Raw genomic sequence first — 20,824 nt, forward strand, 5'->3', positions numbered from 1 at the left:
TTCTTAGCCTTCAAAAAAAGCTTGTCTTTGAATGAAAGGTTAGAAGTCGTTATCACTTAAAGCATAGCATAGTATATAAAGATAAACAGGAGTGTAAATAGAATATGGAATTAAGTAAAAGATTAAGTTGGATTATTAAATATGTAGATAAATGTAAGGTAATAATGGATGTGGGTACTGATCATGGATATATACCTATTTATTTAGTAAAAAATGAAATATCGGAAAAAGCTATTGCATCTGATATAAATAAGGATCCTCTTCAAAAGGCAAAAATTAATGCTTCATTAGATGGTGTATTATCTAATGTTGATCTTAGATTAGGTGGAGGTCTTAAACCATTAAAGAAGGATGAGGCACAAGGAATTATAATCGCTGGAATGGGTGGAAACTTAATTAGAGATATTTTAGAAGATGATTTAGATAAGGTTAGAAATTTAGATTATTTAGTTCTTCAACCAGCGCAAAATCCAGAAGTTTTAAGAGAATATTTATATAATAACAATTATGAAATTTTAAATGAAGATTTATGTTTTGATGAAGGTCAATATTATGAATTATTCAAAGTTAAATATAAAGCAGGAGAAAAAACAACATTAGATTCTATATTTTATGAAATAAGTCCTGTAATGTTAAAGCAAAATAATTTATTAATTAAAGAATATATTAAATTTAAAATTGAAAAATATAATAAGATTTTAAATTTTATTAAAGAAAATACAGAAGCCGCAGAAAGAAGAAAAACAGAAATTAAAGATAAAATTAAAGTTTTAGAAGGATTTATTTAGGCAGATAAAAGAAAATAATAAATCAAATATGTAAGATATATTTTGTATTAGGAAAGGGAGTAATTGTACTTTATAATTGGATATAAAATAAGATTATTAAGATATTATCATACAAATATATTAAGTTACTTACTATTTTTGAATGTATCTAAAAATATATAGTTTGGTTAATTTATATTATTAAAGGAGTAAAATTGTAATGAATACTGTTAAGGATATTTCAAAATTAATTGAAAAAAGAGCACCTAAATTTTTAAAAGAGGATTATGATAATGTTGGGTTAATGGTGGGTGATAATAAGAAAAATGTAAAGAAGGTTCTATTAGCTTTAGATTGTACTAACAAAGTAATTAAAGAAGCAATAGAAAATAAAATTGATTTAATAATAACTCATCATCCTTTAATATTTAGAAAACCTAAGAATATAGTAAAAGGTGATTTATTAGGAGAAAAGTTGATAAGTTTAATTCAAAATGATATAAGTTTATACTCATGCCATACTAATTTAGATTCTGCCAAGTTAGGAATAAATCAAACATTAGTTGAAATTCTAGGATTTAAATCAAATAAAATAATTGAAACTTCTACGATTAAAGGCTTTGAAGATGCTGGTATTGGAAGAATAGTTAAATTAGAAAATAAAATTGAATTAAAAGATATTATAATGATTATAAAAAATAAGTTGAATATACAACATATGAGAGTTGTAGAAGGTGTAAGTGAATTTAACACATTAGCTATAATTAATGGAAGTGGCCAAGATCTTTTCGGTAAAGCAAAAGAGCTTGGTGCAGAATGTATAATAACAGGGGATACTACTTACCATTTTGCATCCGATTTTAAAGAAATGGGTATAAGTATAATAGATGCAGGACACTTTGGAACTGAGTGGTTTACTTTTTTAAAAAGTTTAGAATTTTTAAAAGAGGAATTTAAAGATATTGAATTTATAACATCAACAAAATGTGAAGACCCTTATAGTTTTATATAAGGTTATGTTGTAAGTGAAAATTAACATGGTTTTAAAATATATCATTATATAAAAAAGATTTAGATAAAATAGTATAAACTTAAAGTTAGTTTTATCAGAGTAAAATTTCCACTTTATCAGTTAACTAAATTATCATATATATGCATATATTAGTTATAAGAATAATGTGTAGGTGGTAATTATGGGAGACGGCAACAAAAAAGGTTTTAAGCATATGTGCAGGAATGTTAGAAGATGTTTTAGAGGTGGAAGAAGGAGAAGCTGGTGGTATCCATTCTTTCCAGGACCTTGTCCTTGGTATCTTTGCCCTAAAGCTATAGTGGGAGCAATGATACTTGCATCATTACTTTTATGGGGAGTTAATCTTTATGGAATAATAATAATAGTTTTATTAATATTTTTATTTATATTAGTATAAAATTAAAATATATTACTTCTAATAAAGTTTATTTATAGTGATTTTATTATTGATTTTAATAATTACCAACAAATTTAATTAAATTTTTATTTGTAAAATATAAAAATCTGTGGTATTATGTATCTTGCGAGCAAAACGTGCAATCGCTGCTGGGCTTGACCCAGGAGAGGAAAGTCGGGGCTCCATAGGGCAGAGTGCTGGATAACGTCCAGTCAAGGCGACTTGAAGGAAAGTGCAACAGAGATATACCGCCTAAGTTTACTTAGGTAAGGGTGGAAAGGTGAGGTAAGAGCTTACCAGCGTGATGGTGACTTCACGGCTATGTAAACCCCACTTGGAGCAAGACCGAATAGAGAGGCATTAATGGGATTGCCCGTCCCGCCTCTGGGTGCGTCGCTTGAGTCTATTGGCAACAATAGACCTAGATAGATGATTGCTTAATACAGAACCCCGCTTATGGTTTGACTCGTTCAAATATGAAAAACACTAGGTTAATGCCTAGTGTTTTTTCATATTTAGAATATTTTCTATGTTTTAAGTGAATGTTGATATTGTAGTATAAAGCTCATGGAAAGAATTGAAATAGGAAATTTGACTTATATACATTAGTCCAGTAAGTTCGAGGAACAAAATATAAAATTTTGACTCTTACTTAAGAACTCTAAAACAAAGTTTAGTCCAATTAATGCATGCTCCCAATCAAAGATTGTGACAAGCAATTAATTGTAAGACTAAAAGGAAACTCGATTCATGTACATTCGCTGAGTAAGTTCAAGTAACAAAATATAAAATTTTGACTTTCACTTAAGAGTTCTAAAAAAGCAAATTCCAATGCCAGTTCGCCCTTATACTAAAATATCAACACTGCTTTAAAATATAGCCATTATTTTAAATAAGTTTTAGGATACCTAAATTAGGTTCAAAATAAATCAAATAATTATCTAATTTATAATAAGTTCCATATTTTTTTTTATAATGATTTATAGTTTCTTCTAAAAATTCATCTGTAACTTCTAGATATTCAGCTAATTCATATTTATTTGTTACACCGTTATTATAAGCATTTATAAAATATTTTAATTTAACAAGTCGTTCATTTCCCCATCTTCTAGCACGAAGTTCTTGTTTTCTATTGTTAATATCATTGTCGTCAATTATATTTCCAAATGAGGTTTCATGATGTCCTATTTCTTCAACTAAAATACATTTACGTTCGACATTGGTTTCAATACTTTTATCAATAAGTATTTTACTATTTTTATATAAACCTTTAAGATTATATTTTAATTTTTTTTCCTTAACCCTTAACCCCTTATTTTCAGCATCTATAAGTAAGCTTTCATATGTCATTAAAGTATATCCTTATTTTTACCAATCTTCATCATCAAATAAAGCATCAATATAATCTTTTAATAGTTTTACCTTTTTAGGAGTTAAGTTTTTATCTTCTAAATGTGCTGCAACGGTATCTATTTGTTTTTGTTTTTCAACATCAATATTTTTTTTTTGTAGTTTATTATTTTCAATGATATGATTATCACTTTCAAAAAAATCATTAACAGATATTTCGAGTGCATTAGCAAGTCTTTGAAGTGTACTCATTCTAGGATTTAAAGAAGTACCTGTTTCTATATCTGAAATAGTACTAGGACCAACACCGCTTATATCAGATAATTCTTTTAATGTAAATTTTTTTTGAATTCTTGTAGCTTTTAAAAAATCACCTATATAGCTCATTTTCAATCCCCCTTTATAATTAATTACGGTTTACAGGAATATGATACCACTTAATATTAGTAAAGTAAATCAAAAATTACAGCAAACCGGAGATAAAACAAGTATTATTATATAAAATTATATAATATAACGGAAAAACGTAATTGGTAGAACTTGTATAAACGCTAAACCGAATATATAATTTAATTACGGTTAGCCGTTTAAATAATAAAATATCATAATAAATAATAATATGTTTAATTTGATAAATAGATGAAAAAAATATGGTATTTTAATGATAAATTTGACATGGGATAATAGTAGTATGGAAATAGAAAAGAGAGACTACAGTAGACACTTAAAATATAATATGTTATGCACTGTTAATATTAATATATAAAATTAAAAGAAAAATTAAGAAAATTTGGATATAAGGTATAAGGGGGAATTTTTATGTTAGAATTAGAAGAAATGAATATATGTAAAGTTATAGAAAAAGCAGTTAAGACTGCTATAAAAGAATATGATAAGGAACAAAAATCAATAGATAAAAAAAGAGTATTTCATAATACTAAATTACTTATGAAGCATTATAATGATTTAAAGTCTCATATAATTTATTCAATAAGTGATATAAATGATATAGGTGTAACTGATAAAATAGAGTTAGAAAAAGAAGAATATGATGAATTATATATACTGAGTATAAAACAAAGCAAGGTTAAAACTTTAATAATGATTTCGCATGTAGATTCATCATTAGAGATATTAAGAAAAGAACAAAGGAAAAAGGGTGTTATAGAAAAGTATTTAGCATTAGAAAAGCTATTTATAGATGAAAAAACATATGAAACCATAGCAGAAGAATTAAATTGTGGTGTTATTACTGTTAGACGATGGGTTAATGAGATGTTAGACGAGTTAGGAATTTATCTATTTGGTATTGAGGCAATAAAATTAAGTTAATTAAAACTTTATGGATTGATAAATAAATGAAAAAAAGATATTATTTTAATGAAATATCTGATGTGAGATAATGTTAGTGTGGAAAAGTAAATAAAAGCGATTAAGTAAATGAAAATAAAATAGTAAATTTAAAAGTATCTATTAAAAAATAGGTACTTTTTATTTTGCTTTTGTATAGTACAGAAGCAAAATATATTAAAGAAGGTGTAAAAAATCATTTTAGATAACATCTATAAATGAATTGATAAATAGATGAAAAAAAGATGTTATTTTAATGAAATATTTAATGTGAGATAATGTTAGTGTGGAAAAGTAAACAAAAGAGATTAAATAAATGAAAATAAAACAGTAAATTTAAAAGTATCTATAAAAAAATAGGTACTTTTATTTTGCTTTTATATAGACATAAGAAAAATATATTAAAGAAGGTGTAAAAAAATCATTTTAGATGACGTATATAAACGAATTGATAAATAGATGAAAAAAAGATGTTATTTTAATGAAATATCTAATGTGAGATAATGTTAGTGTGGAAGAGTAAAGAAAAGCGATTAAGTAAATAAAAATAAACCAGTAAATTGAGAAGTATCTATTAAAAAAATAGGTACTTTTATTTTGCTTTTGTATAGACTAGAGGAAAATATCTTAAATAAGATATATATGTTGTAATATGATTTCTATAATAAAATTTTGAATTTAATTTAGAATTATCTTTAACAAGATGATTTAAATAAATGTAGAATTTAAATTGTAAAAAATATATATGTATATTTTAGATAACATTTATAAATGAATTGATAAATAGATGAAAAAAAGATGTTATTTTAATGAAATATTTAATGTGAGATAATGTTAATGTGGAAAAGTAACAAAACTTATTAAACTAAATATTAAAAAATTAGACATATGATTTAGCATAATTATGCTTTAAATTTATAGGTACCTATAAAGATATATAACAATAATTAAAAAAGCCTTATTTAAATGAGGCTTTTTATTATGCTCTTTTTTATAAGTTGCAGAGCTTAAAGAACAACTTTGTTTTTCTGCTTATGATTTTGTTTTAAATGTTAGGAGGTGATAAATGGCTGTACAAAATTTTTGAAGGAGGTGGTAATTATAAATGATGAATGAATTGAAAAGTAAAATTAGTACAATGTTAGTTGAAAAGTTTCCAACTGTAACTTTATATGATGATGAATTAGAACAGGATTTTAATAAACCCTGTTTTTTTGTGCAAATATTAGCTTCAAAGCAAATTAAAGAACTTAATAGAAGATATAGATGTAATTTGTCTTTCGATATAAGTTATTTAAGTAATAAAGAAAGTAAAAATTTAGATTACTTTAATATGGCTGATAGTTTATATAAATTACTTGAATATATAGAAGTTGATAAAAAATTATATAGAGCAGTTAATATGAAGCATGAAATAACAGATGGAGTATTACATTTTATCTTTCAAGTAAATTTCAACTTATTAAAAGCTTTTAAGGGACAAGATATGAATAATTTGGAGGTAAAAGTAAGTGGAAAGTAAATTTTCAAAAGAACAAATAGTAGAATCAAAGTATTTTACACCTAATGAAAAAGATATTTTAAATGCTTTATTAGGTGAAGAAGAATATAGCATAAATGATGCTAAAAATATAATTAATAAATTTTATGATAGGGAGGCTGATTAGAATGTCAGGAGGAACATGGGAAAAACAAGATAAGTTAAGAGCAGGAGCTTATGTAAATTTTAAAAGCAAGAAAAATGAAGAAAGCAATATTAATGAAAGGGGAATAGTTGGATTACCATTAGTATTACCTTTTGGAGTAGAAAAAAAGATTATTGAAATAGATAATGAAACAGATTTATTAAACACTATAGGAATAGAAAATAATGATAGATCTATTTTAATGTTACAAGAGGCATTAAAAAAGGCAAAGAAAGTATTGTTATATAGACTTAATTATGGTGTTAAAGCTAATAAAACATTAGGAGGATTAACTATAACATCTAAATGGAGTGGTAGTAAAGGAAATGAAATAAGAGTAGTTATACAAACAAACATTTATGATGAAACTGCTTTTGATGTAACTACATTTTTAGGAGAAACAAGAGTTGATATCCAAACAGTTAAGAATATTGAAGATTTAGCTAACAATATATTTGTAGAATTTACAGGTACAGGAGCACTTATATTATCAGCTGGAATTAAACTTGAAGGTGGAGAGGATAAAGTTGCAACAGGAAAAGATTATTCAGATTTCTTAAAGGAATTAGAATTATATGATTTTAATACTGTAGCAATTCCTTATGATGATAAGAGTACTAAGTTAGTTGTAAAAGAATTTGTTAAGAGACTAAGAGAAAATGAAGGTAGAAAAGTACAAGCTGTTTTACCTAATTTTGCAGAAGCAGATTATGAAGGCATTATATCAGTTAAAAATGGTGTGTATATTAAAGACAATATACATGTTGGAAATATAGAAGCAACAGCATATGTTGCAGCTTTAACTGCAAGTTCAGGATATTCACAATCTAATACTTATGCAGTATATGAAGGTGCTGTAAATGTAGATACAAGATATTCAGATAGTGATATCAAACAAATAATTAAAAATGGTGAAATTATTTTTATTACTAATAACAAGAAAGTATTAATAGAACAAGATATTAATACTCTAAAGGATTTTACAGATGATAAAAAATCTGATTTTAGAAAAAATCGAGTTGTAAGAGTTTTAGATGGAATAAATGATTTGATAAAGAATAAGTGGGAAGAAAACTATATAGGTAAAGTAAGCAACAATGAAGATGGAAGAAATTTATTTAAAAAAGATGTACTTAATATATTAGAAACATTACAAGCACAAGGTGCATTAGAGAATGTAACAGTAGAAGATATTGAAGTATATAGTGGAAATTCAAAAGATGCTATTGTGGTTAATGTAAATGCACAACCAATAGATAGTATGGAAAAAATTTATATGACTGTATTTATATAATGATGGGGGTAGGATTAAATGAGTGATTTTTTAAATTTTAGCGATACATTAAGTGGAACAGAAGCAAAAGGTTTTATAACTGTAAATGGTAGAAATGAAGAATTGTTTTATGCAAAAAAACTAGAGTCTGATGCAGAAAAGACTAAAACAACAGGAAAAACTTTAGGTAGTAGAGTAGAACAAAATAAAGCAACTGGTTGGAAAGGAACAGGAACTCTTACTGTTTATTATGTTACATCTTTATTTAGAGAAATGATGATAAAGTATATTAAAACTGGTAAGGACATGTACTTTGATATGACTGTTACAAATGAAGATTCAACATCAACAATAGGCAGACAAACTATTGTATTAAAGAAATGTAATTTTGATAAGGTAAGTATGGCAATGTTTGATGTAGAGAGTGAAGTATTAGAAGAAGAAATGGCATTTACTTATGAAGATGTTGATTTATTAGATAAGTTTGGTAAACCAGTAATTTCATAATAATTATAAATGTTTTAAGTTGATTTTTTTATTGTAGGATAAGAGCTATATAAATAAATAAATTAATTAAAACATTAATACTATTTTAAACAATAATGTAGTTTAAAATATAGTGCTTTAAGTCATTACAAATTTGGGTACTAAATTAATATATAAAGCTATTTAAAGCAAAAAAATAATGACTTAATATTATGTAAGACTTAAAGCGAATAAAAAAGACTAATTATAGCAAACATGAAAAATTAACAGTTAATTTAAGAAATACTGAAAAAAGAAGGAGAAAGAATAATGAATAATTTTGCAGATTTTTTAATGGATAATTTTGAGGATACACAAGAAATTGAGAGAGAAGTAACTTTAGGTGGAAAGAAAAAGTTAATGAAATTTAAACCTATCTCTGCTGATCTAGGAGATAAATTGAGAAAGAAAAATAGAAAAACTAAATTTGTAAAAGGACAAAGAATAATTGAAACAGATCAGGATAAGTATATTTCAGATTTAATAATTGAAACTACAACTTGCCCAGATTTAAAAAATTCAGAGCTTCAATCTTCTTGGGGAGTTATGGGATCAGAAGAATTATTAACTGCAATGAAATCAAAAATGAAAGATGGAGAATTTTCAGAATGGTCATCTATAGTAAGTGAAGTAAATGGATATGACAAAAGTGTAAATGAATTAATAGAAGAAGCAAAAAACTAATTGAGGGGGGAGATGGTGAAGCAGCTTATGCCCACTATGCCCTCCATAAGCTTAAAATACTTCCTCATGTATTAATGAATTTATCTAGACAAGAAAAAGCTTTTATATATGCTTCAATAGATTTACATGTAGAAAAAGAAAATAAAGAAGCTAAGAAATTAAAGAGAAGAAGATAAAAAGAAAGGAGGGAATATGATGGCGTCAATGGAAACAGGATTAATACCAATAGGAGGTATGAATCCTCCAGTTCAAGCTAATCCGCCAACTTCAGCAATGTTTGGATTACAATTTATACAACAACAAATATCATTAACAAATATTTTACAAGTAAATATACAACAAGCAGCAAATGCTCAATCTAATTTAAGTCAAAATATAGAAAAGAGTTCTTCATCTATGGATAATCTTTTAAGTAAAGCTAAGGATTTTGGCAAAAATCTAATAAGTTTTGATTCAATAAAAAGTGGAGTACAATCGGTTTTATCAGAAGCATCAAAAATTGAGGATAAAAAGCTTTCAGTACAAGGAATGGTTGGCGATAAAGATGCAGGAACAGCTTATTTTAATCATCTACAAAAGCAAGCTAATCAATCAGGATTTTCATTTGATGAACTTAAAAATAATGCACAGTCATTTTTAGGAGTAACTAAAAATACAGAAAGCTTAGATAAATTAGCTAATTTATCTGAGAGGTTATCACTTGGTAACTCTACTGAAGGGATGTCAGGGGCAGGAGATGCTATTAAAAAGATGATGTCTGGTGATGGAAGTTCACTTCAAAACAAGTTTAAATTTAGTAGTGATGATATAGGAATTCTGCAAGCAAGTAAGGATTTAGATGATTTTACATCTAAATTTGATGGACTTTTAGATGGAAAAGGTCTCAATGATTCAATGCTTGATAATTTTAATAATTCAGCTTCTGCTCAATTTGATAATTTAAAAGAAAATTTTAACGGTAGTTTAGGAGAAGCTGGGCAAGGCGCATTAGAAGCATTTACCCCAGTCATGGGAATAGTAAATGAAATGTTTTCTAATGGTTCATTTCAAGTATTCTTTGATTCAATATCAGTAGGTCTTGGATTATTAGCTAATGTTATATTATGGATTTGTGAACTTGTAAAAAATAATTGGGGAATAATAGAACCTATGCTAATGGCGATAGGAATATATTTGTTATATACCATAATACCAAGTTTCTGTATTCTTATAAGTCAAGCATTAGCTATGGCAGGAGCATGGATGCTTGCAAATATACCAATACTAATAGCAATTGGAGTAATAGCATTACTTATATATATATTAATGCAATGTGGAATTACAACTCAGCAGGTATGTGGATTTATAGGCGGAATTTTTATGATGGTCTTTGGGAATCTTTATAACCAAATTGCATGTATATGGAATATATTTGCGAGTTTAGCGGAATTTCTAGCAAATGTATTTAATCATCCACTATATTCAATACAAAGATTGTTCTATAATATATGGAATTCAATAATTGAATTCGTAGGAAGTGCTTTAGATTGGATTGTAGAAAAAGCGAAAAGCATTCCATTTTTAAAGGATTTAATCGGAGATTTTTCAATAGGTTCTCTTAAAGTAGATATTCCTGATCCACCTAATGATTATTGGGTTGCACCTAGAATGGAAAGTAAGGATTTGGGTAACGAATACAATTTCGGATATAACGCTGGAAGTAAATTTGCATCAGGTATTGGAAATAATTTTGGAGATATTAAATCTAAAATAGATAATATAAAGAATGGAAATGATTTAACTAAGTTTGGAGTTCAAAACAATAGTCCAACAAATTTAACTAATTCTGGAGGAATGTCTAATCCACTATATAATGCAGATGATGGTTTAAGTTCATCTATAGATAATACTAATTTAGGTAATAATGTAGCTGATGTATCTGAAAATCTTAAAGGAATGGATGATAATGTAGAAGTTTCAAATGAACATTTAGAAATGATGAAAGATTTAGCAGAACAAGAAAGCATTCAAAATTTTGTATCTTTAACCCCAACAGTACAGGTAACAACAGGAGATATTAAAGAGGAAGCTGATATTAATACAATTATATCGAAAATAGAATCATATATGGAAAATGAGATGATTAATAGTGCAGAAGGGTTGTATGCGTAATGAGTAAAAAGTATAAAATGCGATTAAGCATAAATAATGGAGAGGAAGGATTTGTTTTACCTGTTCTTCCGCAAGAAATTGAAATAAACGAAAATGGAAATAACAAAACTTATGACGTTATAAATCTAGGAGAAGTAAATGTTCTAAATGTCCCTAAATTAACTAAAATATCATTTAAAAGTTATTTTCCAAGAAATAATGGACCGTATGTAAGTGATAAGCATTTCTTTAGGCCTCATGTTTATATGAATAAATTAAAGCAGTGGCGTAAAAACAAAGAAAAAATAAGATTTATATTTATAGGTTCTGAATTTGAGATAAATGATCTATTTTCTATTGAAAGTCTTAAATTTACTGAAAAAGGTGGAGAAGTTGGAGATATTTATTATTCTATAGAATTAAAAAGATATAAACCATATTACGCTAAAAAAGCAGTGGTACAGGAAATAAAAAATGGTGTTGTTTTAGAAAATTATAATACGACAATTAGACCTAATGATACTGTAAAAGTAAAGACTCATACTGTGGTTGAAGGAGATACTCTTTGGCATATTGCTAAAAAATATTTAGGTGATGGAAATAGATATAAAGAAATTGCAGAGATTAATAATATTTCTAATCCAGATTTAATATTTCCAGGGCAAGTATTTAATATTCCATAAAGGAGGTTTATATGAAAATAGAATTGTTGATTGATGATAAAAAAGGAAATATTTTTGATATTAGTGATCTCGTAAAAGATATAACATGGAAAACAAAAAGAAAAGGTAGTACATCAAGTTTAGATGTAAACTTATTAGAAGATTCAACATTAGCTTTATCAAATGGGGATATTATAAGGTTTAGAGTAGATGAAGCTAATATATTTTATGGATATATATTTAAAAATTCAGGTGATGAAGGAAATGAAATTAAAATAACTGCATATGATCAAATTAAATACCTAATGTATAACGATACTTATGTATTTACCGGCATAAAAGCAAGTGACATAGTTAGTAAAATAGTTGATAATTTAGGATTAAGAAAAGGAATCATTGAAGATACTGAATATGTTATTCCAAAGCTTCAAGAAAGTGATAAAAAATTATTAGATATTATTTATAAGGCACTTGAAAAAACATTAATAGCAAATACAAAAACTTTTGTTTTATATGATGATTTTGGAAGCCTAAATCTTAAAGACATAAATAATATGAGACAAGAAATAATCATATCTGATGATACTAATTTAGGAAAATATGATTGGAGTAAATCTATTGAGGACAGTTATAATAGGATAAAATTTGTTAAAAAAAATAAAGATGCTGGACGAGACGATGTGTATATTGCTCAAGATAGTTCAAATATATATAAATGGGGAAGACTTCAATTTTTTAAAAGTATTGATGATAAATTAAGTAAATCAGATATTGAAAAAATGCTTGATGGAAACTTAAAATTAAAAAACAAAGAAAGTAAAACCTTAAAATTAAAAAATGTATTAGGAACTGATATAAAATTAGATGGAAAGCTAAGAGGGGGTGCAGGAGTGTTTGTTGATATAAAAAAGCAAGGTATAAATCAATGTTACTTAATAGAAGAAGCTACACACAAATTTTCAAAAGATGGACACATAATGGAATTTAATTTAAAGGTGGTGTAATAAGCATGGGAAATATGATAGAGCTTATAAAACAAGCAAGTGTAAATGCAATTAATGCTGGAAATCCTTTAGATATTGAGTTTGGAACTATAATAGATGAATCTTTAACTATAAGAATAGATCAGAAAAGAATATTATCTAAAGAATTTTTCATTATTCCAGAAAGCTTAGCAAGATATGAAGTAGATTTAACACATTCGCATTTAAAAACATCATCAGCTCTTGGAAAAATAGTAATTAGAGAAGGATTAAAAAAGGGAGATATTGTTGCATTATTAATGATTGAAAAAGGTGATAGATTTTTAATCCTTGATAAGGTTGGAATTTATGAGTAGTTTTAGTGTATTGCCACAAGGTGGTTTATTGCAAGATATTGATAATATAGAATATGTAAAATATTCAGGAAAAACTTATAGAATTAAGAATAACAGGATATTTGGAATTTTTGATGAAGTAGAAGCTCTTAAACAAACAATATATTTTATATTAAATACAGAAAGATATGAGTATCTTATATATTCCGATAACTATGGCAGTGAGCTTAAAGGAATAATAGGAATGGATAAAGATATAGCTGAAAGTGAAATAAAGAGAAGGATAAAAGAAGCTTTAATTCAAGATGATAGAATTGAAAATGTGGATGAATTTATTTTTGAATATGAAAAAGACAGTGTTTTAGTAAAGTTCACTGTCTTTTCTATTTATTCAAAGTTATATGAAAGTGTGGTGATTTAAATTTGTTTGAGATAAAAGAAGAAGAGTTATTAAAAGATATGTTAAATAAAGTTCCAAATGATTTAGATAAAAGACCTGGAAGTAGTTTGATTTATAATGCATTAGCTCCAGTAGCACAAGAAATAACAAAATTAAGATCTGATATGGATAGATTTTTAGAATACTCTTTTGCTTCCCCTAATATACCAGAAGAATATCTAGATAAAAGATGTGAGGAACATGGAATAAAAAGAAAAATGCCAACTTATGCAATTAAGCTTGGGATATTTTATGACAGTGAAGGAAAGGTAATGGATATACCTTTAAATTCTAGATTTTCTATAGATAAAATAAATTATTACGCAATTGAAAAGATTGAAGATGGCAACTATAAAATGAAATCTGAAGTGATAGGATCTATTGGAAATTTTCCGAGTGGGGATTTACTTCCAATTGAATATATTGATGGATTAGGAAGAGGAATTTTAGGAGAGACAATACTTGAAGGTGTAGATACAGAAAGTAATGAAAGTTTATTTAATAGGTTAATGGTTAAAGTAAGAACACCATCTACATCTGGAAATAAATATGACTATTTAAATTGGGCATTAGAAGTTACAGGTGTTGGTGGTGCAAAAGTATTTCCAGAAACGAATTTAAAAGGTGAGCATGAAAATGGGTGTGTAAAAGTTGTTATAGTTGATTCTAATAAACACAAAGCAAAACCTAAATTAATACAGGATACATTTGAGTACATTGAAAAAGTTAGACCAATAGGAGCTACAATAAGTGTTATTAGTGCAACAGAAAAAGTAATAGATGTAAATGCAAATATAAATTTAGTAAAAGGTTATAATCTAGGTATTGCACAACAAGAATTTACTAAGTTATTAGATGAATATTTAAAGAGTTTAAGCTTTAAAACAGATTATATAAGTATTGCAAGAATTGGAGAAATTCTTTTAAATACAACAGGTATATTAGATTATTCAGACTTAAAAATAAATAACATACTTTCTAATATAAAATTAGCAGACGAAGAAATAGCAATTTTGGGTACTGTGAATTTAGGAGTGATGTAATTGGATATAAGTAAATTTAATGAAAAGTTTAATAAAGTTGAAGGTAATACTTATGTTGTAGAAGAAAAAATAGATGTACGTGATGGAATTTACGAAAATGAACTTGCTCATGACAATATAAATATTAAGACAGTAAATATATATACAGGTTCAAAGCTTACAGGAGATAAAATTGAAACTTATAGTATTTCAACACCAAGTCTTACACCATGGAAAAATATAATTAAAATATTTTCTAAAGTAACGCCATTATATATATCTTATGAAACTATAGGAGATCAAGTAGAAGCAGATGATATTAATAAATTGCAATATTCAGTAGTTAATACTCAAGAAAACTTAAACTCTGAAATTGATAGATCAAAGTTAGCTGAAAAAACTTTAAGTGATAACCTTTCTAATGAAACCAAACGAGCAAAAGATGCTGAGAATATATTAACAGATAATGTTATTAAAGAGATTAAAAGAGCAACTGATTCTGAAGATAATATTTACAAAGAGTTGCATGATGAAGTAGTAAGAGCAACTAATTCTGAAAGTAGTATTATAAAGAATTTAAATGCTGAAACAAACAGAGCTAAAAGTTGCGAAAAAGGTTTAACAGATAATTTAGAAATAGAATCTAATAGAGCTAAGAATTCAGAAGAAGGATTAACTAATAACATTAATAATGAAATAATTAGAGCAAAAAAGGAAGAAGAGAGATTAACAAATAGTATTAATACTACTAATATTGATTTAAGGAATGAAATTAATAGGTCTAAAGATACAGAAAATATTATTAGTAATAATATTAGAGATGAAGTTAAAAGAGCTATTAGTGCTGAAAAAATATTAACAGATAATTTAACTGTAGAGAGTAATAGAGCCAAGTCTTCTGAGAAAATACTGACTGAAAATTTGAATACTGAAATATCTAGAGCAACAAAGTCTGAAGAGAGTATAAATGCAAATTTAACTGAAGAAATTAATAGATCAAAAGCAATAGAAAAAAGTTTAACTGAGAATATTAATAATACAACTAATAGTTTAAATGGTGAGATTTCTAGAGCAAAGAGTGTTGAAAATGATATCACAAGTAAATTTAATGAGGAAGTAAATAGATCTAAAACTAAAGAAAACAGTATTGAAGGTAGTCTTAATAATTATAAAACAACTAATAATGCAGAAATACAGAAATTAAGAGAAAAAGATATAGAATTGCAAGATAAGAAATCTGATAAAACTTATGTAGATGCAGAACTGAATAAGAGATATACAAAAGATCAGATATTTACAAAAGAAGAGGTACTTAAAAAGATTAAAGATGTTATAGGGACTGCTCCAGAGGCATTAGATACATTACAAGAAATAGCAAAAGCTTTAAATAATGATGCGAATTTTGCAGGTACTATGACTAAGCAATTAGCTACTAAAGTTGACAAAGTTCAGGGAAAACAATTAACTGATGCGAATTATACTTTAGTTGATAAGAATAAATTAGCTAAAATAGAAAGTGAAGCTAATAAGTATATACATCCAGCGAATCATAGTGCAGATATGATAATTGATAATGCTAATAAGAGATTTACTACTGATAATGAAAGAGCTAACAATTTAGAAGCTTATAACAAAAGACATGAGCATAATAATAAAAGCATTATAGACAAAATTACTCAAGAATTAATTAATTCTTGGAATACTATAAATAATAAATCAGATAAAGGACATACACATAATTATAATGATTTAAATAATAAACCTAATATACCCGATAAAACAAGTCAATTAATTAATGATATTGGATTTATCACAAAAAAAGATGTTGATACTTCACAAAATCATATGCATACTAACAAAAGTGTGCTAGATGGAATTAATCAAATGTCCGTAGATACATGGAATACTATAAGTAATAAAGCAGATAAGAAACACGAACATTCAATATCAGAAATAGAAAATATGCCATCATCATTACCAGCTAATGGAGGGACGGCTTCAAGAATTTATGGAAGTATGGCTTCGAACGATTTTATAAGAATAGAAGGTCAGGGAAATAATGATAATGGAAGTTTAGAAATAGCTACAGCAGATAATGGAAATGAGCCTATTTATGTAAGACAATATACAGGTAATTTTGCTAATATTTCTAGAACACTAACTCTTTTAGATGGGAATGGAAATACAGTTTGTCCGGGAACTTTAAATGCTAATGAACTTCAAGTAAAGGGTGCTAATGTATATACTACAAATAGAAAACCAACACCTGCAGAAATAGGAGCAATGAAAAAAGGTCCTGTAAATTGGAATGATTTAAAGGGGGTATAATATGTATGGATTAAATAACTATGGAGCAATTAAATATTCAGAAAAAGACTCCAATGAAGAAGAAATAAAAAAATACTTTATTGATTTAAATAAATATGTACCTTCTTTTATTTCAGATATAAAAGAAATGCAGACTATCTATTCTCTCCAAGGGACAGAATTAGGTAGTCTTTTATATTCTATAAATGATTTATTTAATCAAATTTTTATAGAAACAGCTACATGGGGATTAACTTATTGGGAAGAGCAATATGGAATAGAAACTAATTTGAATAGTAGCTATGAAGAAAGAAGAGAAATTATAAAAGCAAAGAAAATAGGTAGAGGTACTACAACCAAAGATATGATTAAGAATGTTGCTGAAATTTTCTCAGGGGGAGAGGTAAATATAACAGAAGATAATAAAAATTATTCTTTTATAGTTCAGTTTATAGGTATTAAAGGTATTCCTAAGAATATGCAAGCATTTAAAAATATGCTAGAAGATATAAAACCAGCTCATCTTAGTTATAGTTTTAAATATACATTTACAATTTGGGATTTTATTAAAGAAAAAAATTTAGATTGGAATAGTGCTAAAAATAAATCATGGAACGAATTAAAAGTTTATGAATAGGAGATGATTAAATGAAATTAACAAGTAATTATAATCTAAAGAAACCAGATGGAACTGATGTTGTCAATATTCAAGATTTTAATGAGAATTCAGATAAAATTGATTTAGAACTTAAGAAAGTTGATTCATCATTGAAAGATATGGAGAATAATCTATCTCAAATAAGTAATCCAAATTTATTAATAAATGAGAAGTTTACTGTTGCTAAAAGAGGTACAGATTTCACTATCACAAATAACAGATTATATACGGTAGATAGATGGCGTGCTGGTGCAGACACTGGTACGATTAGGGTTAGAAGGTTAGATAATAAAATATTACGACTAGAACCTGCAGGTAATGGTAATATGGTATTGAATCAAATGTATCCAATAGAAGAGTTGGATTTACGTGGAAAAACAGTTACTCTTTCTGTATGTATGAGGGCTTCTCACCCTATAAATATGTTTGTTTATTATGCTGACCGTTCAAATGTATGGCATAGTGAAATTGCTAGATGGATACCATCTAATACAAAATGGAGTACTTATACAATAACAGGAACTTTACCTAGCGATTATAAATATATTAATATGGAGTTCAATGCCGATACGGCTGTTCTTTCTTCTGGTGCATGGTCTGAATTTGCTTGGGTAAAGCTTGAAGTTGGTTCAGTAGCAACACCTTTTGTTCCTAGAAGTTATGGTGAAGAACTAGCATTATGTCAAAGATATTATCAAGAAATTTGTTTTAATGGAAAAACAATAGTTAGTGACAGCAATCAATTCCATGTTCATATATCTGAAGAAAAAATGAGAATAATGCAACCTACATTTAAATTTAAAAATTTAGCATTTTTACACACTATAGGAAATACCCCACCAATTAATTTATCTAAAATTAGTTTTTCAACCCAAGAATACGGACGAGTTCTTTATACTGAATGGTTAGATGGATTACCACCAAAATCAATATGTACTATCAATGCATCTGATTTAGCTGACAACTTAGTATCAGATATATGTATAGGTACACTTGATGCAGAAATATATTAGGAGGGATAAATATGGAAGAGAATAAAATAAAAGTTTATGTGCAGATAAATGAAAATAACAATATAACAGAAATAGAAAGTAGCATTTCATCTAACTATATAGATTTTTCGAGTGGTTGGATTCAAATAGATGAGGGTAGTGGTGATAGATATGCTCATGCTCAGGGGAATTACTTAGATAAACATTTAAGAGATATACAAGGTAGATATAGCTATAAATTAATTAATAATAAAATAATTGAACTAACAGAAGAAAAAAAAGAAAAATTACCACCACAACATAAACGACCAACAGAGGTTGAACAATTACAAAAACAACTATTAGAAACTCAAGATCTAGTATTACAATTACAAGAACAAATATTATTAAATAATAAATAAAAAATAAGAAAGGATGATGTATAAATGTACTCATTATATTCAGTAATTCAAAATTTAATTAATCACAAATTCTATAAAAGTGTGGAGGAAATCATAAAAAAAATAACTATGTATAATTCTTATAAGGTTCTTGAAGATAAAGATTATCAAGTGTTAATGGATTTAGCTATAGAAAAGTATCAAATAGTTGAACCAGTAGAAGAAGCTAAGGTTGAAGAAAAGCCAGTTGAAAAACCAGTAGAGATTAAATCTAGTGAAACTGCAAATACAGAAGTTGTTACACAATAATCTTAAATTACGAAAAAATTAAGAATTAATAGGCAATAATTAGGACTTTAGATAGTCTTTTTTTATTGCCTTAATTTAGAAAGTAAGTGATAGATGAATAAAGAGTTAGTTAAAGACAAAATTGAAACTCATGAAAGAAGGATTAATAATCACAGAGAAAGACTAGACAAATTAGAGCAAGATAGCAGAGAACTTAAAACAGAAAATAAATTAATTATTTAGGAGGAAAAAGTATGGATATAAAAATCAAGGATTTAACACAGATAATTCCAAATTCAAATGATTTAGTTCTAATTAGCCAAAATGAAGGTGTGAGAGGTTCAACTGTAGAAGAAGTAAGGGATAAGGAATTAAGAAAAGAAGTAGAAAATGCTAGAGGAATATATGCTAATTTAGGCGATAGGTTGGACGAAATTGATACATCAGTGTTAGTTTTGGAAAAGAAAATTGATCCTATAGATTGCGGAATGTTTTAAAAATAATTAAGTCAAATTAAATGAAAGAGAGTGATATATAATGGCACAAATATTAAAAATTAAAAGAGGGAATAATGCAAATTTACCAAGTTTAACACTAGAAGCTGGAGAACCAGCCTTTGTATTAGACACAGGAAAACTTTATGTAGGTAATGATACAAATAAAGTTTTAATTAATCCAGATATACCATCAAATTCACAGACTACTGATAAATTAAAAACAGCTAAGAGAATTGAATTAAGTGGAGATGTTACAGGAAGTGTTTTGTTTGACGGTAGCAGTGATGTAACAATAACAACCACAGAAAAAGCATCTGGAGTTACACCAGGAACTTATTGCAAAGTTATTGTTGATACAAAAGGAAATGTAACCGCAGGAGAAAAGTTAATTTCATCTGATATACCAAGTTTAGCATTAGCCAAAATAAGTGATGCTGGAACTGCTGCAAGTAAAAATGTAGGTACAAGTTCAGGAAATATACCAATCTTAGATTCTAATGGAAAATTAGATACTAATATATTACCTGCTTTAGCTATAACAGATACTTTTCTAGTAGATAATGAGACAGAAATGTTAGCCTTAACAGCACAAAAAGGTGATGTTGCAGTAAGAAAAGATTTAAATAAGTCCTTTATTTTAAAACTTGAGCCACCAACTGTGTTAACAAATTGGCAAGAATTATTAACACCTACTGATACAGTATTAAGTGTTGCAGGTAAAACTGGTATAGTCGCTCTTACATCATCTGATGTAGGACTCGGAAATGTAACAAATGAATCAAAATCAACAATGTTTACAAATCCAATTTTTACTGGTATACCAGTAGCACCCACCCCATCTGCTGAAACCAATACAACACAAATAGCTACTACTGCTTTTGTGAATTCAGTAGTAGCAAATAAGACAAGTATATCTGGAAATGCAGGAACAGCTACAAAATTAGCAACACCTAGAACTATAGCTATAGCCGGTGATGTAGTTGGTTCATGTAGCTTTGATGGTTCATATGACACTTCAATAACTGCGACCATAAGTAATATAGATGGTGGAACATTCTAATAAAGAG

25 protein-coding genes and 1 other RNA gene are annotated in these 20,824 nt (G+C 27.0%); 24 read left to right on the forward strand and 2 right to left on the reverse strand.

Annotated features, from left to right (window positions below):
* Nucleotides 1-104 precede the first annotated feature (104 nt).
* From ACYUET_RS15730 to rnpB, 4 genes are all read left to right on the forward strand, one after another.
* Nucleotides 105-788, forward strand: a complete 684-nt coding sequence (locus tag ACYUET_RS15730) for a tRNA (adenine(22)-N(1))-methyltransferase (RefSeq protein ID WP_460281199.1) — start codon at nucleotides 105-107, stop codon at nucleotides 786-788.
* A 199-nt stretch (nucleotides 789-987) separates the two neighbouring features.
* On the forward strand, nucleotides 988-1,779 hold the full coding sequence (locus ACYUET_RS15735; protein ID WP_460281201.1) for a Nif3-like dinuclear metal center hexameric protein: 792 nt from the start codon (nucleotides 988-990) through the stop codon (nucleotides 1,777-1,779).
* 181 nt (nucleotides 1,780-1,960) lie between these two features.
* Nucleotides 1,961-2,197: a hypothetical protein gene (locus ACYUET_RS15740; protein ID WP_460281202.1), complete on the forward strand. Its 237-nt coding sequence runs from the start codon at nucleotides 1,961-1,963 to the stop codon at nucleotides 2,195-2,197.
* A gap of 127 nt (nucleotides 2,198-2,324) precedes the next feature.
* Nucleotides 2,325-2,670: RNase P RNA component class A (gene rnpB, locus ACYUET_RS15745), an RNA gene on the forward strand.
* A gap of 415 nt (nucleotides 2,671-3,085) precedes the next feature.
* On the opposite strand, the gene ACYUET_RS15750 is transcribed toward rnpB, so the two are convergent.
* A complete protein-coding gene (locus ACYUET_RS15750) occupies nucleotides 3,086-3,547 on the reverse strand; it encodes an ImmA/IrrE family metallo-endopeptidase (RefSeq protein WP_460281204.1) in 462 nt (153 codons plus the stop codon).
* An 18-nt stretch (nucleotides 3,548-3,565) separates the two neighbouring features.
* The gene (locus tag ACYUET_RS15755) at nucleotides 3,566-3,934 is read right to left on the reverse strand and encodes a helix-turn-helix domain-containing protein (RefSeq protein ID WP_460281205.1); all 369 of its coding nucleotides are present in this window, start codon (nucleotides 3,932-3,934) and stop codon (nucleotides 3,566-3,568) included.
* Between the two features lie 432 nt (nucleotides 3,935-4,366).
* Between ACYUET_RS15755 and ACYUET_RS15760 the strand changes: the two genes are divergently transcribed.
* The 20 genes from ACYUET_RS15760 (at nucleotide 4,367) to ACYUET_RS15855 (ending at nucleotide 20,817) form a co-directional block, all read left to right on the forward strand.
* A complete protein-coding gene (locus tag ACYUET_RS15760) occupies nucleotides 4,367-4,879 on the forward strand; it encodes a hypothetical protein (RefSeq protein WP_460281207.1) in 513 nt (170 codons plus the stop codon).
* 1,123 nt (nucleotides 4,880-6,002) lie between these two features.
* On the forward strand, nucleotides 6,003-6,419 hold the full coding sequence (locus tag ACYUET_RS15765) for a phage tail terminator family protein (protein WP_460281208.1): 417 nt from the start codon (nucleotides 6,003-6,005) through the stop codon (nucleotides 6,417-6,419).
* Nucleotides 6,409-6,564 (forward strand): hypothetical protein, encoded by a 156-nt coding sequence (locus tag ACYUET_RS15770; RefSeq protein WP_460281210.1) that lies wholly within the window; start codon nucleotides 6,409-6,411, stop codon nucleotides 6,562-6,564. Before ACYUET_RS15765 ends, ACYUET_RS15770 begins: the two co-directional genes overlap by 11 nt.
* A 1-nt stretch (nucleotide 6,565) precedes the next feature.
* Nucleotides 6,566-7,876, forward strand: a complete 1,311-nt coding sequence (locus ACYUET_RS15775; RefSeq protein WP_460281212.1) for a phage tail sheath family protein — start codon at nucleotides 6,566-6,568, stop codon at nucleotides 7,874-7,876.
* 18 nt (nucleotides 7,877-7,894) lie between these two features.
* Entirely contained in the window at nucleotides 7,895-8,362 is a 468-nt protein-coding gene (locus ACYUET_RS15780) for a phage tail tube protein (RefSeq protein ID WP_460281214.1), read from the forward strand.
* A 288-nt stretch (nucleotides 8,363-8,650) separates the two neighbouring features.
* Nucleotides 8,651-9,064: a phage tail assembly chaperone gene (locus ACYUET_RS15785; protein ID WP_460281216.1), complete on the forward strand. Its 414-nt coding sequence runs from the start codon at nucleotides 8,651-8,653 to the stop codon at nucleotides 9,062-9,064.
* A gap of 195 nt (nucleotides 9,065-9,259) precedes the next feature.
* Nucleotides 9,260-11,215, forward strand: a complete 1,956-nt coding sequence (locus tag ACYUET_RS15790; RefSeq protein ID WP_460281217.1) for a tail length tape measure protein — start codon at nucleotides 9,260-9,262, stop codon at nucleotides 11,213-11,215.
* Nucleotides 11,215-11,877, forward strand: coding sequence for a LysM peptidoglycan-binding domain-containing protein (locus ACYUET_RS15795; protein WP_460281218.1), 663 nt, complete (start codon nucleotides 11,215-11,217; stop codon nucleotides 11,875-11,877). The genes ACYUET_RS15790 and ACYUET_RS15795 overlap by 1 nt, the downstream gene beginning before the upstream one ends.
* 11 nt (nucleotides 11,878-11,888) lie before the next feature.
* Nucleotides 11,889-12,860 (forward strand): XkdQ/YqbQ family protein, encoded by a 972-nt coding sequence (locus ACYUET_RS15800; RefSeq protein ID WP_460281220.1) that lies wholly within the window; start codon nucleotides 11,889-11,891, stop codon nucleotides 12,858-12,860.
* A 5-nt stretch (nucleotides 12,861-12,865) separates the two neighbouring features.
* On the forward strand, nucleotides 12,866-13,195 hold the full coding sequence (locus tag ACYUET_RS15805; protein ID WP_460281221.1) for a DUF2577 domain-containing protein: 330 nt from the start codon (nucleotides 12,866-12,868) through the stop codon (nucleotides 13,193-13,195).
* Nucleotides 13,188-13,595, forward strand: a complete 408-nt coding sequence (locus ACYUET_RS15810; protein WP_460281222.1) for a DUF2634 domain-containing protein — start codon at nucleotides 13,188-13,190, stop codon at nucleotides 13,593-13,595. Before ACYUET_RS15805 ends, ACYUET_RS15810 begins: the two co-directional genes overlap by 8 nt.
* Nucleotides 13,596-13,597: 2 nt before the next feature.
* The gene (locus tag ACYUET_RS15815; RefSeq protein WP_460281223.1) at nucleotides 13,598-14,656 is read left to right on the forward strand and encodes a baseplate J/gp47 family protein; all 1,059 of its coding nucleotides are present in this window, start codon (nucleotides 13,598-13,600) and stop codon (nucleotides 14,654-14,656) included.
* Nucleotides 14,657-16,963 carry a hypothetical protein gene (locus ACYUET_RS15820; RefSeq protein ID WP_460281225.1) on the forward strand — a complete coding sequence of 769 codons (2,307 nt, stop codon included), beginning with the start codon at nucleotides 14,657-14,659 and terminating at the stop codon, nucleotides 16,961-16,963.
* Between the two features lies 1 nt (nucleotide 16,964).
* A complete protein-coding gene (locus tag ACYUET_RS15825) occupies nucleotides 16,965-17,579 on the forward strand; it encodes a YmfQ family protein (RefSeq protein ID WP_460281227.1) in 615 nt (204 codons plus the stop codon).
* A gap of 11 nt (nucleotides 17,580-17,590) precedes the next feature.
* The gene (locus ACYUET_RS15830) at nucleotides 17,591-18,613 is read left to right on the forward strand and encodes a hypothetical protein (RefSeq protein WP_460281228.1); all 1,023 of its coding nucleotides are present in this window, start codon (nucleotides 17,591-17,593) and stop codon (nucleotides 18,611-18,613) included.
* Between the two features lie 11 nt (nucleotides 18,614-18,624).
* Entirely contained in the window at nucleotides 18,625-18,993 is a 369-nt protein-coding gene (locus tag ACYUET_RS15835; RefSeq protein ID WP_460281230.1) for a hypothetical protein, read from the forward strand.
* A gap of 24 nt (nucleotides 18,994-19,017) precedes the next feature.
* Nucleotides 19,018-19,281, forward strand: a complete 264-nt coding sequence (locus tag ACYUET_RS15840; RefSeq protein ID WP_460281232.1) for a hypothetical protein — start codon at nucleotides 19,018-19,020, stop codon at nucleotides 19,279-19,281.
* Nucleotides 19,282-19,374: 93 nt separating this feature from the next.
* Entirely contained in the window at nucleotides 19,375-19,503 is a 129-nt protein-coding gene (locus ACYUET_RS15845; protein WP_460281233.1) for a hypothetical protein, read from the forward strand.
* Nucleotides 19,504-19,514: 11 nt separating this feature from the next.
* Nucleotides 19,515-19,757 (forward strand): hypothetical protein, encoded by a 243-nt coding sequence (locus tag ACYUET_RS15850; protein WP_460281235.1) that lies wholly within the window; start codon nucleotides 19,515-19,517, stop codon nucleotides 19,755-19,757.
* 40 nt (nucleotides 19,758-19,797) lie between these two features.
* Nucleotides 19,798-20,817, forward strand: a complete 1,020-nt coding sequence (locus ACYUET_RS15855; RefSeq protein WP_460281237.1) for a hyaluronate lyase N-terminal domain-containing protein — start codon at nucleotides 19,798-19,800, stop codon at nucleotides 20,815-20,817.
* Nucleotides 20,818-20,824: the final 7 nt, after the last annotated feature.

The sequence above is a fragment of the Clostridium sp. CTA-5 genome (assembly GCF_054768135.1).

Bases quoted from the DNA above. Each gene is read 5' to 3' on its own strand.
- ACYUET_RS15730 (WP_460281199.1), top strand. From the start codon at position 105: ATGGAATTAAGTAAAAGATTAAGTTGGATTATTAAATATGTAGATAAA.
- ACYUET_RS15735 (WP_460281201.1), top strand. From the start codon at position 988: ATGAATACTGTTAAGGATATTTCAAAATTAATTGAAAAAAGAGCACCT.
- ACYUET_RS15740 (WP_460281202.1), top strand. From the start codon at position 1,961: ATGGGAGACGGCAACAAAAAAGGTTTTAAGCATATGTGCAGGAATGTT.
- ACYUET_RS15750 (WP_460281204.1), bottom strand. From the start codon at position 3,547: ATGACATATGAAAGCTTACTTATAGATGCTGAAAATAAGGGGTTAAGG.
- ACYUET_RS15755 (WP_460281205.1), bottom strand. From the start codon at position 3,934: ATGAGCTATATAGGTGATTTTTTAAAAGCTACAAGAATTCAAAAAAAA.
- ACYUET_RS15760 (WP_460281207.1), top strand. From the start codon at position 4,367: ATGTTAGAATTAGAAGAAATGAATATATGTAAAGTTATAGAAAAAGCA.
- ACYUET_RS15765 (WP_460281208.1), top strand. From the start codon at position 6,003: ATGATGAATGAATTGAAAAGTAAAATTAGTACAATGTTAGTTGAAAAG.
- ACYUET_RS15775 (WP_460281212.1), top strand. From the start codon at position 6,566: ATGTCAGGAGGAACATGGGAAAAACAAGATAAGTTAAGAGCAGGAGCT.
- ACYUET_RS15780 (WP_460281214.1), top strand. From the start codon at position 7,895: ATGAGTGATTTTTTAAATTTTAGCGATACATTAAGTGGAACAGAAGCA.
- ACYUET_RS15785 (WP_460281216.1), top strand. From the start codon at position 8,651: ATGAATAATTTTGCAGATTTTTTAATGGATAATTTTGAGGATACACAA.
- ACYUET_RS15790 (WP_460281217.1), top strand. From the start codon at position 9,260: ATGGCGTCAATGGAAACAGGATTAATACCAATAGGAGGTATGAATCCT.
- ACYUET_RS15795 (WP_460281218.1), top strand. From the start codon at position 11,215: ATGAGTAAAAAGTATAAAATGCGATTAAGCATAAATAATGGAGAGGAA.
- ACYUET_RS15800 (WP_460281220.1), top strand. From the start codon at position 11,889: ATGAAAATAGAATTGTTGATTGATGATAAAAAAGGAAATATTTTTGAT.
- ACYUET_RS15805 (WP_460281221.1), top strand. From the start codon at position 12,866: ATGGGAAATATGATAGAGCTTATAAAACAAGCAAGTGTAAATGCAATT.
- ACYUET_RS15810 (WP_460281222.1), top strand. From the start codon at position 13,188: ATGAGTAGTTTTAGTGTATTGCCACAAGGTGGTTTATTGCAAGATATT.
- ACYUET_RS15825 (WP_460281227.1), top strand. From the start codon at position 16,965: ATGTATGGATTAAATAACTATGGAGCAATTAAATATTCAGAAAAAGAC.
- ACYUET_RS15830 (WP_460281228.1), top strand. From the start codon at position 17,591: ATGAAATTAACAAGTAATTATAATCTAAAGAAACCAGATGGAACTGAT.
- ACYUET_RS15835 (WP_460281230.1), top strand. From the start codon at position 18,625: ATGGAAGAGAATAAAATAAAAGTTTATGTGCAGATAAATGAAAATAAC.
- ACYUET_RS15840 (WP_460281232.1), top strand. From the start codon at position 19,018: ATGTACTCATTATATTCAGTAATTCAAAATTTAATTAATCACAAATTC.
- ACYUET_RS15845 (WP_460281233.1), top strand. From the start codon at position 19,375: ATGAATAAAGAGTTAGTTAAAGACAAAATTGAAACTCATGAAAGAAGG.
- ACYUET_RS15850 (WP_460281235.1), top strand. From the start codon at position 19,515: ATGGATATAAAAATCAAGGATTTAACACAGATAATTCCAAATTCAAAT.
- ACYUET_RS15855 (WP_460281237.1), top strand. From the start codon at position 19,798: ATGGCACAAATATTAAAAATTAAAAGAGGGAATAATGCAAATTTACCA.